Genomic DNA, 12,958 nt, shown 5'->3' with positions numbered 1-12,958 from the left:
GATGTAGCTCAATGTATTTGTGGTGTTGAGCACCATATCGGTTCAACATAGTATTGTTACGTTGTATGTACAGATAAACGCAATAATCTTAAACAAACATTTTTGGTTTTTAGAGGAGGATAAAATAGTATGTCAATTATGTCAGATGCTTATATGAAAATGTTTCCGATGGAAGCGGAGAAGAAGGTTTCGGCCGGCAAGCGTAATCCCGTTCTGGATGTCCCTGAATTTAACAGGGCATGGAATCTTTACCGGGACACGAGCCTGGACATAATGAAACGTTATGAATATATGGCACAGTGTGTTAATTTTACGGATAAGGACACTGAGGCTATTAAGGAATCAAAAGATATCATAGTCGCAAATCTGAAAGCGATCCTTGATCACATTTATTATGAAAAGCTGATAAATGATCCGTGGCTATCCAGGTGGTTCAGGGATGAGAATGGGAAGATAGCTAAAGAATATGTCGACATCCGCAGGGCAAGGCAGCAAAGATTTTTGGTTAAAATTCTGGAATGTAAATGGGATGAAGAGTTCTGGAATTTTGTCCGTTGGGTTGGTGCGGTGCATGTACCTATCTTTGGCTTTGAAGACCTGTATATACCGATAAGGCTGAATCTCGCCCTTTGGGGGTATATACATCAATATTTGTTTAATCTCTTTGCCAGTGAGTTAAAAAATGATCCGGAGAAGTTGCGCAGGATTACAACCGCCTGGACAAAGCTTTTTTGGATAATTATAGATGTTTATCACATCGATTATTTTGGGCCATGGATGTAACAATGCAGGGCTCTGAGGTGAGTTTACAGTTTCATGAAGGAGGTTTTTGGGTATGAAAATGAAAACAGTCTGGTTTGAGGGCGATTGTATTAAATGTTCCATGTGCGTTGAGGAGGCATCCGGGGCATTTGATTTTGTGAAAGAACTTGGTCCTCAGGTGAAATCCGGTGTCGATGTTGCCCTCCATGCTGAGGATATAAAACGAGCTGCTGATATCTGCCCGACCCAGTGCATAAAATATCAGGTATTGCTTTCTTAATGGTAAGAAAGTAAACGGTCATGCCACAAGTCACATGATTTGTTTTGTGACTTGTGGCAAAGATTTGAATCTTGAATCAATTGCCATCCTAATCTGAACGAATCAGAAGGGTAAAATCAAAATTGAAAATACAAAATCATTTCTTCGGTGGTTCAATCGTCCCCGATTGAACCGGAATATTTGGTATAATTCCGTCTCATGGCACAAGTTCAGGCTTTAGAGTACCATTCAAATATATGGTTCATTCTGCACGATTTGAACCGGCCTTGAAGATACTAAGCCTAATACATCCATCTCCCGATCCTTGCCCCACACATTCATGTCCGATAAGAGTTATCAGGTTTGTCATTGGTAATAAACAAACCGTCCTTTTACCTGTTTTCTATCCTCGAAGAAACAAAAGAACAGTTAATGAAAATCCAATAGAATTTCCTCCTGAGAAATATACTACCAGTAAATTTTCTTTTGCGCATAAATTCACCGAACTTATGCTAATGAGAAGCGAAAAATTTTCAAATCATTTTCTTGTAAAAATCCCCATTTCCGTAAATTTTTCGCTAAAAAATGCCTTTTCGTATGAACCAACCAATTTCAGTGACGGTTAAATTGAGAAAGTCAGTTTTTCTAATAATTGAATTTATAAAGAGATACGTCAATTGTGGCAATAGTCAAATATCTAATTGGTATGAGAGTTGTTATCTTCCTGATAACAATTAATTTTTCCAGTCTCTCTCGTATTTATTCTCAGTTATGGCAAAGCCGCGATTATTACTAATAGACGACAATAAAAATACACTGGATGGATTGGTAAAGATACTGAAGGGCGATGGTTATCTTGTTTCCGGCGTTTTATCCGGTCGCGATGCGTTAAAACTGTTATCCGAAGAAAGTTTTGACATCATTATCACAGACATGAATATGTCCGGAATGAGTGGATTATCGCTGATCCATGAAGTGAGAAAGAGGAACACACCAATAGCGATTGTGGTTGTTACCGGGAGTAAATCGGTAAAAACGGCGATAGAAGCCATGAAGTATGGCGCTGACGACTACCTCACGAAACCGGTAAACGTGAATGAGTTAATCCTGGTATTGAAAAAAATATGGGACAAAAGACAGTTAACAATACAAACTCAATTATTAAAGGAGGAATAAAAGATGATAGGAAAGAAAATGATACTATTTTTTTAGGATTAATGAAGGTATTTCCAATGGTCATTAAGACAGGAAATTTGAATTGTATAATTGTAACGGTATATTTTGTTTCACGTAATTTTTGAAGAAAGGGCATGTCATGAAAGCATTAAAATTAATGGGATGGACGACCGCAATAATGCTGGCAGGTATTACAACCTATACTGCTATGCCGGGTGTGTTTGGTGAAGAGGCAAAACAAGCCGAGGCCTGGAGCCTTAGCGAAGAAGAGCAGGAATTGAACAACGTAACAAACGGTGACATCCCGGGAGAACGTGGAAAGGACGGTGCGTGGGAATTCCATCTTTATTCCACGGATGGTTATATAGAAATGACCAATGGTGAATTGGTGTGGGTGATGGGTTACACTCACGCCAAGGGAAGCTTTAAGGATGTGGGAGAAGTAAAAACAAAAGAGGAGATGGAACAATTGTTAGAGCCCGTCAAGGTACCCGGTGATCCACTCCACCTCTTTGTTGGCGAAAAGGCGCGGATTACGTTACATAATACGGGTATACACGATTGTGCTGAGCACTCTGGGATTAACCACGTAGCGCATACCATTCATTTTCACGGCCTGGATTTAACGCCAGCTGTTGACGGTGTACCTTCGCTGCCGGTTGACCCTGTGCTGGAGCACAAAGCTTTTACTTACGAATTGACGCCACAATATGAAGGTTCTTTTCTGGGTCATTGTCATGTGGATAGCTTTAATCATATCCTTGCTGGTATGTATTTCCCAATCATCATTCACCAGGACAGGACAAAGACAGCTTATGGATATAAATACGACAGGGATTATACCCTGTTTTTCAGCGAAATGTCTGCCGCTGCGAATGAACAGTTACAGGAAACAGGTATTGTCCATGGATTACAGGATTGGAAGGCAGATTACTTCCTGATTAATGGAAGGACGTTTACCGATAATCTTTATCACCCACGTTCGATAATCAATGATCCTCGTTCAAGGATTGTCGCTTATGAGGATGAAACGGTTTTGATACGCCTGATGGCTATTGGTGCCGATCATGTCTTTGCGGTCCATCCGCACGGGTATCATATGGAAGTAATTGCAATGGATGGCAGAAAATTAAAGAGTACGTATGAGAAAGACACCATATGTATTGCTAGCGGTGAAAGAGTTGATGTGTTGGTAAAGATCCCACACTTTGCGAGCCAGAGGAAGTGTTTGTCCTGCAATCTGGGTGCTGGTATAACCATCATGCATGATCATAATCTTCGAGGCATGGTTTCAACCGGTAAATATCCTATGGGTGCTTTGACAATCTTTGACGTAAGAAGCAGAGAGAAGGTAGCAAAGCCAGACGTTCCTTTAATAAAGGGTAAACCGTATAATCCATTAGAACACTAAGTTTGATTATTAAGCCTCCCCTGACCTCCCGTGGGGTTTATCACCCTGCGGGAGGTTTTTATTATTGATGTATGTTGTTTTGGTGCTTTTATACTATTACTTTAAAAAACCTGCTTTTTTAGAATTATGAATTCACCGAAATTATGAGGGCATTATTTTTCCCGGAGAAGAGGAACAAAACGGACTGGAATAATGGACTCTTTTATGACCTTTGAGGAGACATCCTTGGTAATCAACATGAGGTCCTGCACCGCATAAACGCCTCCCACGGGGATAATCATGCGACCACCGGGTTTGAGTTGGTCAATAAGGGGTTGAGGGATATGCTCTGCTGCCGCGGTAACGATAATCGCATCAAAAGGCGCATGTTCCGCCCATCCCTTATAACCATCACCAATCATGACTTCTACATTTGTATAGCCTAATAATTTTAGTCGCTTCTGGGCTTCTTTGCCCAAATCTTCTATAATTTCTATTGTATAGACTTGCTTTACCAGTCTGGAAAGGATGGCGGCCTGATATCCCGAACCAGTTCCCACCTCCAGTACAACGTCATTACTTCCTGCCTGTAATAATTCCGTCATAAAGGCAACGATATAAGGCTGAGAGATGGTTTGTCCAAAACCAATGGGTACGGGTTGATCGTAATAACTATACGAACGGTTTTCTTCTGGGATAAACAGGTGACGGGGTACCGTCGCCATGGCTTCTAACACCCTTTTATCTTTTACCTCTCGGTATGCAATTTGTTCTTCTACCATGCGCTTCCGCTGTCGTGTAAATGTGTCTTCATCCACGACGGAGTCCATGCCGCCCAGGGCAAAGATCAAGTTTTTGCCCGGTATGAAACGGGCGGCACAAGAAATTACAATAACTGTGAATAGAGTAATAAACACGACATACATGATCTTCACAGAATTTCTTTTCCTCCGAAAAAAATTTACCTGCTTCCACGTTTTTCTAAATGGTGGATTCGCTTCGCTTAATCCACCCTACTTAACCGGATTTCCGTCTTCAGGGAATGCTCATGGTGTAACGATGATAGACACGTTCTTCCTTTCACCTACCTCGCCAACGATATTCGCGGTCATGGTGCCTCTTTCCCGAAGCTTTGTACAGAGCGCCTCCGCTTTTTCTTTTTGAAGCGAAATAAGCAGACCGCCGGAGGTCTGTGCATCGAATAGAATGTCAATCAACGCTTCCGGCACTGTGGAATCGATGGTAATGGCATCCTTCAGATATTTTTTACTGAGCTTTGATACCCCCGGTACCAATCCCATCTTGACATAGCGTTCGCAGCCTTCAAACACCGGTATGCGTTCGGCGAAGAAGGACAGTGTTACCTTGCTGGCCTCTGCCATCTCATATGCGTGACCCATAAGGCCAAATCCGGTGATATCCGTACAGGCGCTGACTCCTACCTCCAGCATCGTTTCTGACGCTGTTTTGTTTAACTGGCACATGCTCCTGGTAACAAGGTTTATATCTTCCTCAAAAACCTTGTTGGCCTTGATCGCCGAGATGATCAACCCTGTACCGAGAGGCTTTGTCAATACCAGCACATCACCTGCCCTGGCGCCTGCATTGGTGACGACCCTATCGGGGTGAATGGTTCCTGTAACGGATAATCCATATTTGATCTCATTATCCTGCAGGGTGTGGCCGCCAATAACCGTTGCACCTGCCTCATTGACCTTGTCTGCGCCCCCCTTGAGTATTTCCACCAAAATATTTTTATCCAGAAATTTTAAGGGATAACAGAGTATATTCATGGCTGTAAGGGGTTTGCCACCCATGGCATAAACGTCACTTAAGGCATTGGCAGCGGCAATCTGTCCATAATCATACGGATTGTTTACCACCGGCGTAAAAAAATCCAGGGTCTCTACCAGCGCCAGATCTTCGTTAATCTTATAAATGCCGGCATCGGCAAAGGTCTTTGGGCCAACCAGTACACGATCATTTGGGTAATCGGGTAAATGTTTGACTACGTACGCCATGTCTTCGACGGGGATCTTGCCTGCTCACCCACCGCAGGTAGCATAATCAATCAATCGCTTTTTTCCCCAAACCACAGAGATCACCCCCTCTCTTAGAAATGGCAAATACCAAGCAACAAATAACAAATAAATTCCAATTTCCCAAATTTCAATGATTCATTTTTGTTACGTTTATTGAAACCACGAAGTAGATGCCTCTTTGGGATTAAATTTGGCGTGGCATTCGTCACAACTGTTCACTACCTTAAAAAAGGCAGACGTGGCCTTGTCTTTATTCTTCTCCTGACAGGCGCTGATCAACTCCAGGGCGCTCATGTGGAATTTGACATCAAGGTTGATAAACTCTTTCGGCAGGTCTTTTTTGTCAGCTTCTGTGAAGGCCACAGGGCTTGCATTTTTGAGTTTTTTTGTGTCCTTTTTAATAGCCTCCCAGTCCTGCTGATGAATCGATGTTGACAAATGTTTTAACAACACCTTGATGTCTTTCATGTGTACTATGAAACCTTGCTCATTCTTGATAAAACCAAGTTCTTCGTGTGAGATTGATTCAGTTCGCTTCTTTTCAGGAGAAACAAGTTTTTCCTCTAGCACCTTCGTTTCTTCCTTGCCACAACCAAACATACACATACATACGATTGCAATTGGTACAATAAGAAATTTCTTCATAATAAAACACCCAAAAACTTTATAAAAAAAGAAACAAAAATTAAGAATTACGAAAACAGATATTATTCTGCATACTAAATACTTTTCTTCTAAAAATCAATAGAAAGAATATCCTCATGGCAGTATTCCCAGTGATTTCCCAATCTTTTCAAAGCATTCTATCGCCCATGTGAGATCTTCCCTGCTGTGTGTGGCTGAAAGCATCACGCGAATGCGCGCCTTGCCTATGGGTACTGTAGGGTAACCAATAGCCTGGGCGAAGATGCCATCTTCAAATAACCTTTGGCTAAAATCTTTTGCTATTTTAGCGTCCCCTATTAAAACAGGGGTAATAGGTGTTTTCGTATTCCCGAGGTTAAACCCCATTTGCCCCATTTTTTCATGGAAAAAAGCGGTATTTTGCCAGAGTTGCCTGACCAGTGAGTCTGAATTGGTCAAAGTATCTACTGCCGCAATGCATGCTGCCACGTCGGGTGCAGTGACGGCGCTTGAAAAAAGGAAGGGACGGCCCTTTTGTGCCAGAAAATCCGTCAATCTTTTGCTTCCTGCAATGTATCCTCCCACCACACCGAATGCCTTTGACATTGTGCCCACCTCGATATCAACCTTATCATGGAGATTGAAGTGATCGACTATGCCTCTGCCACCTCTTCCCAATACCCCTTCACCGTGTGCATCGTCCACCATAGTAATGGCTCCGAAATTTTCAGCAACATCCACGATTTCCGGTAATGGCGCAATATCTCCCTCCATACTGAAAACACCGTCAGTAATAATAAGCTTGCGCATCATATTCTTTTCGCCAGATATTTTTAATTCAAGGTCTTTGGGATTGCAGTGCTTATATCGAACAATCCTGGCCTTGGAAAGGCGACATCCGTCAATGATACTTGCGTGGTTGAGTTCATCAGAAAAGACAACGTCACCTTCCCCAACGATTGCAGGGATAACCGCCAGGTTTGCACAGAATCCGGATTGAAAGGATACGGTGCTTTCGGCCCCCTTAAAGAGCGCAAGTTTTCTTTCGAGTTCTTTGTGGAGTGTTGTTGTCCCGGCAATGGTCCTTACCGCTGCGGGTCCTACACCATAAGTTTCGATGGCCTCTTGTGCGGCTGATTTTAACTGAGGATTATTAGCAAAACCCAGGTAGTTATTTGAACAGAGATTAAATACTTTTTTTCCGTCAACAGTAATCCATGATCCCTGAGGCCCCTCAATCGTGCGAATGTGAACCAATAATCCCGTTTCTCTTAACTTGCCGAGTTCTTCGGTAATAAAATGAAGTTTGTCCATAGAATACCTCAATAATTTTCCGCGATGTTTTTGTTTTTATATTTTTTATTCGTGTGTCTTCATGACTAAACAATCCTTTTAAACATTTAAAACAACCTTCCCGCACTTTCCTTCCTTCATGAGTTTCATGCCCTTTTCATAGTCCTTTAAGGGAAGCTGATGAGTAATAATCGGGCTTGGATCAACGAGTCCTGAGGATAAGAAGCGCGAGGTCTTGTACCAGGTAGAAAATACTTTCCGCCCCGTTATTCCATAAATACGGATTTTTTTGAAAATAACTTCCTTGTTCAGGTCGATGTTAACGCGCCTTTCATAAATACCCAAGATCGAGATTCTCCCCCCAGGGGTAATGACTTTCAGACCTTGATTGAGTGCCTGGTTATTGCCAGAAAATTCAAGGACAACGTCCACCCCGTTATTTTTTGTTGCCTCAAGGGTAATTTGGGTAATATCCTGTTTTCTGGGATTAACCGTAATATGTGCCCCCATCTTTTTGCCGATAGCCAGCCGGTAATTGTTTGGGTCAGAAACGATGATCAATGAGGCGCCACATGCCCTGGCAATACCGGTAGCAAAGAGTCCGATCGGCCCCGCACCGAGGATTAAGACTGTTTTTGCCGAGATATTATCAGCCAGGACAGTATCAACGGCGTTCCCAAAGGGTTCCTGGATGGTTGCCCATTCATCGGGAATTTTTTCATCATTTTTCCACAAGACGTGTTCAGGCAAGACGAGGAACCCGGCAAAGGTACCATCATGGTCAACGCCCAACAATTTGAAATTTCTGCAGACCTCCGAATATCCGTTTGCACATTGGTAACAATACCCACAGGTAAGATGGCTTTCTGCTGAAACCCGGTCTCCAACTCTTACCTGCGTCACTTCCTCCCCAACCTTTGTAACATTTCCCACGAATTCGTGTCCTATAATGCGCGGTGGTGCAAAGCGGTGCTGCGCCCAGCGCGTCCAGTCATAGATATGCACATCCGTACCGCAGATCGAGGCAATCCTGACCTTAATAAGCGCGTCTTTTGATCCAATCTTCGGAGTGGGTATATCCACAAACTCCATACCCCTTGAACGTTTCGTTTTAACAACTGCCTTCATCTGTAAAAATCTCTTTCAAAATATAAATATATTACTTTAGAATAAGAAGTATATGAGCAAGCCTAGAAACAATTACATATGTCATATATTCCCCTTTTAAAAAAGGCCCTCGTACCATCTATCAATCGCAAGAATAAGAATATGATCGGCAAGCTTTTGTCACCCATGCAGTAATAAAAACCTTCGGTCGATTCTATTATCGCTTAAATAAATTAAGATACTCTGATAAGGCAAATAATCGGTTGCGGGCAAAATCCGGTAATTTCCTGGAAAAGACCCAATCGTTGAAAATCTTTTACAAGCGCATTGGCAGAAGGAAATGTTATTTTGAGCTTTTCGGCAATTTGATTAGCATTCACTATTGGCCTGGAAAATAAGAGTTTTAACAACTCCTGCGCTATTTTTGCCCGTCTTCCAAGGGTTACTATCTTCGCTTCATAATTCTGACGGAGCGTAATAATACTTCCAAAAGTCTGTGCTCCGTTTTTGGCGGTCTCTATAATTCCAGACAAAAAGAATTTAATCCATTGTTCGATATTGTTTGATGATCGAACCAGTGCCAGTGAATCATAATAAGAACCTTTGTTTCGTTCGAAAAAATCAGAAAGATATAATGTAGGTTTGCGCAAAATTCCCCGTTCGACCAGTTGCAGGGTAATAAGTAGCCTCCCGATTCTCCCATTACCATCTAAAAAGGGATGGATAGTTTCAAATTGATAATGGCTCATTGCTATGTTAATCAGATGAGGAATGTTCAATTCCTGATTATGCCAGAATTTTTCCAGGTCACTTAACAATTCAGGAAGCTCATTTTGATAAGGAGGAATAAAAAAGGCATCCCGTAAACTTGATCCACTGATCCAATTCTGACTTGTTCTTATTTTGCCCGGATTTTTATGTTTTCCTCGTACGCCTGAAAACAGTTTATTATGAGTCTCTTTCAAAAGTCGCATAGAGAGCGGTAACTTCTCAAGTTCGGCAATAGCATAGTTCATTGCCTGGATATAGTTTTGCACTTCTTCCCAATCATTGCGTCTTTCAAGGGCAATTTCTTCTTCCGGTAAAAGTGCTTCGTCGATTCCTGTTCGGGTACCTTCAATACGGCTTGAAGTAGTGGCTTCCTTAACCACATGCATTCGAATAAAAAAATCAACATCCGGTACAAGGAGTGAATAGGCATTGAGCTCTCCCAGCAACCGTCCCGCCTCCTCCAAAAGAATAGTAATTTTTGCATCACACCATTCAAAAGGTTTATTGATAAATGAAGGGCTAAAACTTTTATATTTATATTGCTGTTTGCAAGTACCGGACAAAAATGTGTTTTCTTTCATATTTGATGGTTGATAAAACTTTTAATAAGAAAATTCATATTAAAAATATATCAAATATCTTTTAATATGCCGATATATATTAAATATTGCAGCGCTATTATTTAATATATGTTTTGTTAGTATCGAGAAGATTACAGCACTTATAGAAAATTGCCCTTGTGCTGTTACACCCCAACCAGTTTTAAAGGCATCTCTCAATCGTGCATATCTGATTTGAAGTGAGATCCTGACCACGGGAATCACCCGATAGCATTGCCACATTTGCTGAAGATTTTGTCGGGAAAAACCACGACCAAACCTCTTTATCAAATTGAATTTTTTATAATTTTTGTACCAGTACGGCCATCAAGGGCATCTTTGACCTTGTCAATGGAAGTGATGATTGCCAGCTCACCGCCCCAGGTTAAAAAATTCATGGCCACCTGAATCTTCGGTCCCATACTTCCCGGAGGGAAATGGCCCTCCTGGAAATATCTTTGGGCTTCATTTACTGTCAACCTGCTTAATGCCTGCTCATTCGATTGCTTGAAGTTTAAAAAGACGTGTTCTACTCCGGTAAGCATCATGAGACAATCAGCTTTCATATCCCGTGCCAGGACACTGGAGGCAAGGTCTTTATCAATAACAACGTCAACTCCCTCTAAATCTCCGTCTTCTTTCAGAATAACAGGGATACCACCTCCACCAGCGGCTATGACAATTTCGCCAGCCTCTAACAGGGTTTTTATAGCCCTTTCTTCCACAATTTTCAGTGGGTTGGGCGAAGGAACTACCCGACGGTATCCCCTGTGGCTGTCTTCTCCAATATGCCAGCCTTTCTCCCGGCGAAAGTTCTCTGCTTCTTCTTTCGTAAAAAAGGGTCCAATGGGCTTGGTGGGATTTGAAAATGCCTTGTCAAGTTTATCAACAATGACCTGCGTCAAAACGGTAACAACGCATCTGCCGATCCCCTCTTTTCGTAAACGATTGGTTAGGGACTGCTGGATCATGTACCCTATTGCACCTTCGGTGTCGGCTACACAAACACCCAGGGAAAGTTCTGGTACCTGATTCCGGCTGGCCTCTACCATGAGTAACAGATTACCTACCTGGGGTCCATTTCCATGGGTAATGACTACCTCAAAGCCCTGCTTTAAGCAATAGATAATGCCATCCAGACTCTTCTGGACATTCTCAAATTGCTCTGCAATCGTGCCCTGTTGTCCCTCCCTGATAAGGGCATTTCCTCCTAAGGCAATGACGACAACTTTGGTTTTCTTCATCGTAGCCTTGTTTCAAGGAGTTCTTTGAGTGTAGGTGTACTTATTTCCTGTAAATTATACCGAACCCGGTCGGTTGGTTTGTCGATGGGTATGAGTTTTCTTAAGTCGATAGGTGTGCCGATAATTACGATGTCACACGGAGTGCGATGTATCGTTTCACGTAACTCTTCCATCTGCGCATGCCCATAACCCATGGCGGGTAAGAGGTTGCCCATCTGTGGATATTTCCCAAAAGTTTCGACAATTGACCCTACCGCGTAAGGCCTTGGGTCGACGATCTCCATTGCACCATACTGTTTTGCAGCAAGAACTCCGGCGCCGAATGACATACCTCCGTGTGTCAGGGTTGGGCCATCCTCAATAACCAGTGCACGCTTGCCTTTTATGAGTTCGGGTTTTTCAACGTTTATCGGTAATGCGGCATCTACAATGGCAGCTTCTGGATTTGACTGTTTTATATGTCTTTTAACAAGGCTTATATTTTCTGGCTTTGCAGTGTCTTCTTTGCTAATCACAACAATATCTGCCATGAGAAGGTTGGTTTCTCCGGGATAATAGATGAGTTCATGTCCGGGCCGGTGCGGATCAACAACGGTAATATGGATGTCGGGCACGTAGAAAGGGGTGTCATTATTGCCACCGTCCCATACAATAACATCAGTCTCCCTTTCGGCCTCTGCAAGAATTGCTGCATAATCTACACCCGCATACACGACCGTGTGTTGTTCTATGTGTGGTTCGTATTCTTCAATCTCTTCGATGGTGCAATCATGCTTCAGAAAGTCGTCATAGAAAGCGAACCGCTGCAGGCGCTGCCGGGAAAGGTCACCATACGGCATCGGATGTCTTATAACAACGACCTTTTTCCCCATTCCTTTTAAAATCTCGCAGACCCTTCGCGAGGCAGGACTTTTGCCACTGCCAGTTCTTACTGCACAGACAGCAATAACTGGTTTTTTGCTTTTAATCATGGTTTGCCTTGCACCAAGGAGGGTAAACTGTGCGCCCGAAGCATTCACAAGGCTTGCCTTGTGCATGACGTATTCGTGTGATACATCGCTATAGGAAAATACTACTTCATCAATCGAATGTAATTTTATGAGAGACGAAAGGTTTTGTTCTGGTTCGATGGGAATTCCGAATGGATACAGTTTACCAGCTAATGAAGATAGGTATTTCCTTCCGGCGATATTCGGTATCTGCGCCGCCGTGAATGCAATTACTTCGTATTCGGGGTTGTCACGGAAGCAGACATTAAAATTATGGAAATCACGACCTGCCGCTCCCATAATAAGGACTTTTTTTCTGTTTGCCATATGGTATTACTTTGTAAAAACTTCTTTTTTCGGTAAGTTTTTTATAACCCCTTTATCCCATACATGTTAAGTCAAGAATCTATAATTATCATCAACCCCTTGTTTGGATTAATTCCGTTTTGTCCCCCGCTGGCGGGGGGTTAGGGGGTGGACAGGACTTCTCCAAATGTGCTTACCATCCGTTCTCTCCATCTACTTATTACCGTTTATATTCTGCAACACTTCATCTTCTGGCTGGCGCTCGGAAAATAATCATCCGTCGTGTTGTTCTTCTAATTTCCACCCCCTACCCCCGCCAGCGGGGGACAGTTGCCACTCGTACCCACAAGATTTTAAGCTATTGTAGTGTGCAAGAAAGCACAGACAAACTCCGTT

At 42.6% G+C, this 12,958-nt stretch carries 11 protein-coding genes and 1 pseudogene; 4 read left to right on the top strand and 8 right to left on the bottom strand.

What is annotated here, in order from left to right; translation table 11 throughout:
* Positions 1-129 precede the first annotated feature (129 nt).
* The 4 genes from E3K36_00745 to E3K36_00730 all read left to right on the top strand — a co-directional run bounded on the left by E3K36_00745 (position 130) and on the right by E3K36_00730 (position 3,608).
* Positions 130-783: a hypothetical protein gene (locus E3K36_00745; GenBank protein ID MCF6153788.1), complete on the top strand. Its 654-nt coding sequence runs from the start codon at positions 130-132 to the stop codon at positions 781-783.
* A gap of 52 nt (positions 784-835) precedes the next feature.
* A complete protein-coding gene (locus E3K36_00740) occupies positions 836-1,042 on the top strand; it encodes a ferredoxin (protein MCF6153787.1) in 207 nt (68 codons plus the stop codon).
* Positions 1,043-1,792: 750 nt separating this feature from the next.
* The gene (locus E3K36_00735) at positions 1,793-2,197 is read left to right on the top strand and encodes a response regulator (GenBank protein ID MCF6153786.1); all 405 of its coding nucleotides are present in this window, start codon (positions 1,793-1,795) and stop codon (positions 2,195-2,197) included.
* A 139-nt stretch (positions 2,198-2,336) separates the two neighbouring features.
* Positions 2,337-3,608, top strand: a complete 1,272-nt coding sequence (locus E3K36_00730; protein MCF6153785.1) for a hypothetical protein — start codon at positions 2,337-2,339, stop codon at positions 3,606-3,608.
* A gap of 152 nt (positions 3,609-3,760) precedes the next feature.
* On the opposite strand, the gene E3K36_00725 is transcribed toward E3K36_00730, so the two are convergent.
* From E3K36_00725 to E3K36_00690, 8 genes and pseudogenes are all read right to left on the bottom strand, one after another.
* Positions 3,761-4,513: a protein-L-isoaspartate(D-aspartate) O-methyltransferase gene (locus E3K36_00725; protein ID MCF6153784.1), complete on the bottom strand. Its 753-nt coding sequence runs from the start codon at positions 4,511-4,513 to the stop codon at positions 3,761-3,763.
* Between the two features lie 120 nt (positions 4,514-4,633).
* Positions 4,634-5,608: a selenide, water dikinase SelD gene (gene selD, locus E3K36_00720; GenBank protein MCF6153783.1), complete on the bottom strand. Its 975-nt coding sequence runs from the start codon at positions 5,606-5,608 to the stop codon at positions 4,634-4,636.
* Positions 5,609-5,779: 171 nt separating this feature from the next.
* Entirely contained in the window at positions 5,780-6,274 is a 495-nt protein-coding gene (locus tag E3K36_00715; protein ID MCF6153782.1) for a hypothetical protein, read from the bottom strand.
* Positions 6,275-6,388: 114 nt separating this feature from the next.
* Positions 6,389-7,567: a glycine C-acetyltransferase gene (locus tag E3K36_00710; GenBank protein ID MCF6153781.1), complete on the bottom strand. Its 1,179-nt coding sequence runs from the start codon at positions 7,565-7,567 to the stop codon at positions 6,389-6,391.
* Positions 7,568-7,645: 78 nt separating this feature from the next.
* Positions 7,646-8,674, bottom strand: coding sequence for an L-threonine 3-dehydrogenase (gene tdh / locus E3K36_00705; GenBank protein MCF6153780.1), 1,029 nt, complete (start codon positions 8,672-8,674; stop codon positions 7,646-7,648).
* Between the two features lie 196 nt (positions 8,675-8,870).
* Positions 8,871-10,005, bottom strand: a pseudogene (locus tag E3K36_00700) (Fic family protein).
* 305 nt (positions 10,006-10,310) lie between these two features.
* Complete coding sequence (arcC, locus tag E3K36_00695; protein MCF6153779.1) at positions 10,311-11,267, bottom strand: carbamate kinase; 957 nt, start codon at positions 11,265-11,267, stop codon at positions 10,311-10,313.
* Complete coding sequence (locus E3K36_00690) at positions 11,264-12,583, bottom strand: GTPase (protein ID MCF6153778.1); 1,320 nt, start codon at positions 12,581-12,583, stop codon at positions 11,264-11,266. The genes arcC and E3K36_00690 overlap by 4 nt, the downstream gene beginning before the upstream one ends.
* Positions 12,584-12,958: the final 375 nt, after the last annotated feature.

It is taken from the genome of Candidatus Brocadia sp. (assembly GCA_021646415.1).
GTDB lineage: Bacteria > Planctomycetota > Brocadiia > Brocadiales > Brocadiaceae > Brocadia.
This window is presented reverse-complemented; position numbering and strand designations above follow the sequence as displayed.

Bases quoted from the DNA above. Each gene is read 5' to 3' on its own strand.
- E3K36_00745 (MCF6153788.1), top strand. From the start codon at position 130: ATGTCAATTATGTCAGATGCTTATATGAAAATGTTTCCGATGGAAGCG.
- E3K36_00740 (MCF6153787.1), top strand. From the start codon at position 836: ATGAAAATGAAAACAGTCTGGTTTGAGGGCGATTGTATTAAATGTTCC.
- E3K36_00735 (MCF6153786.1), top strand. From the start codon at position 1,793: ATGGCAAAGCCGCGATTATTACTAATAGACGACAATAAAAATACACTG.
- E3K36_00730 (MCF6153785.1), top strand. From the start codon at position 2,337: ATGAAAGCATTAAAATTAATGGGATGGACGACCGCAATAATGCTGGCA.
- E3K36_00725 (MCF6153784.1), bottom strand. From the start codon at position 4,513: ATGTATGTCGTGTTTATTACTCTATTCACAGTTATTGTAATTTCTTGT.
- selD (MCF6153783.1), bottom strand. From the start codon at position 5,608: ATGGCGTACGTAGTCAAACATTTACCCGATTACCCAAATGATCGTGTA.
- E3K36_00715 (MCF6153782.1), bottom strand. From the start codon at position 6,274: ATGAAGAAATTTCTTATTGTACCAATTGCAATCGTATGTATGTGTATG.
- E3K36_00710 (MCF6153781.1), bottom strand. From the start codon at position 7,567: ATGGACAAACTTCATTTTATTACCGAAGAACTCGGCAAGTTAAGAGAA.
- tdh (MCF6153780.1), bottom strand. From the start codon at position 8,674: ATGAAGGCAGTTGTTAAAACGAAACGTTCAAGGGGTATGGAGTTTGTG.
- arcC (MCF6153779.1), bottom strand. From the start codon at position 11,267: ATGAAGAAAACCAAAGTTGTCGTCATTGCCTTAGGAGGAAATGCCCTT.
- E3K36_00690 (MCF6153778.1), bottom strand. From the start codon at position 12,583: ATGGCAAACAGAAAAAAAGTCCTTATTATGGGAGCGGCAGGTCGTGAT.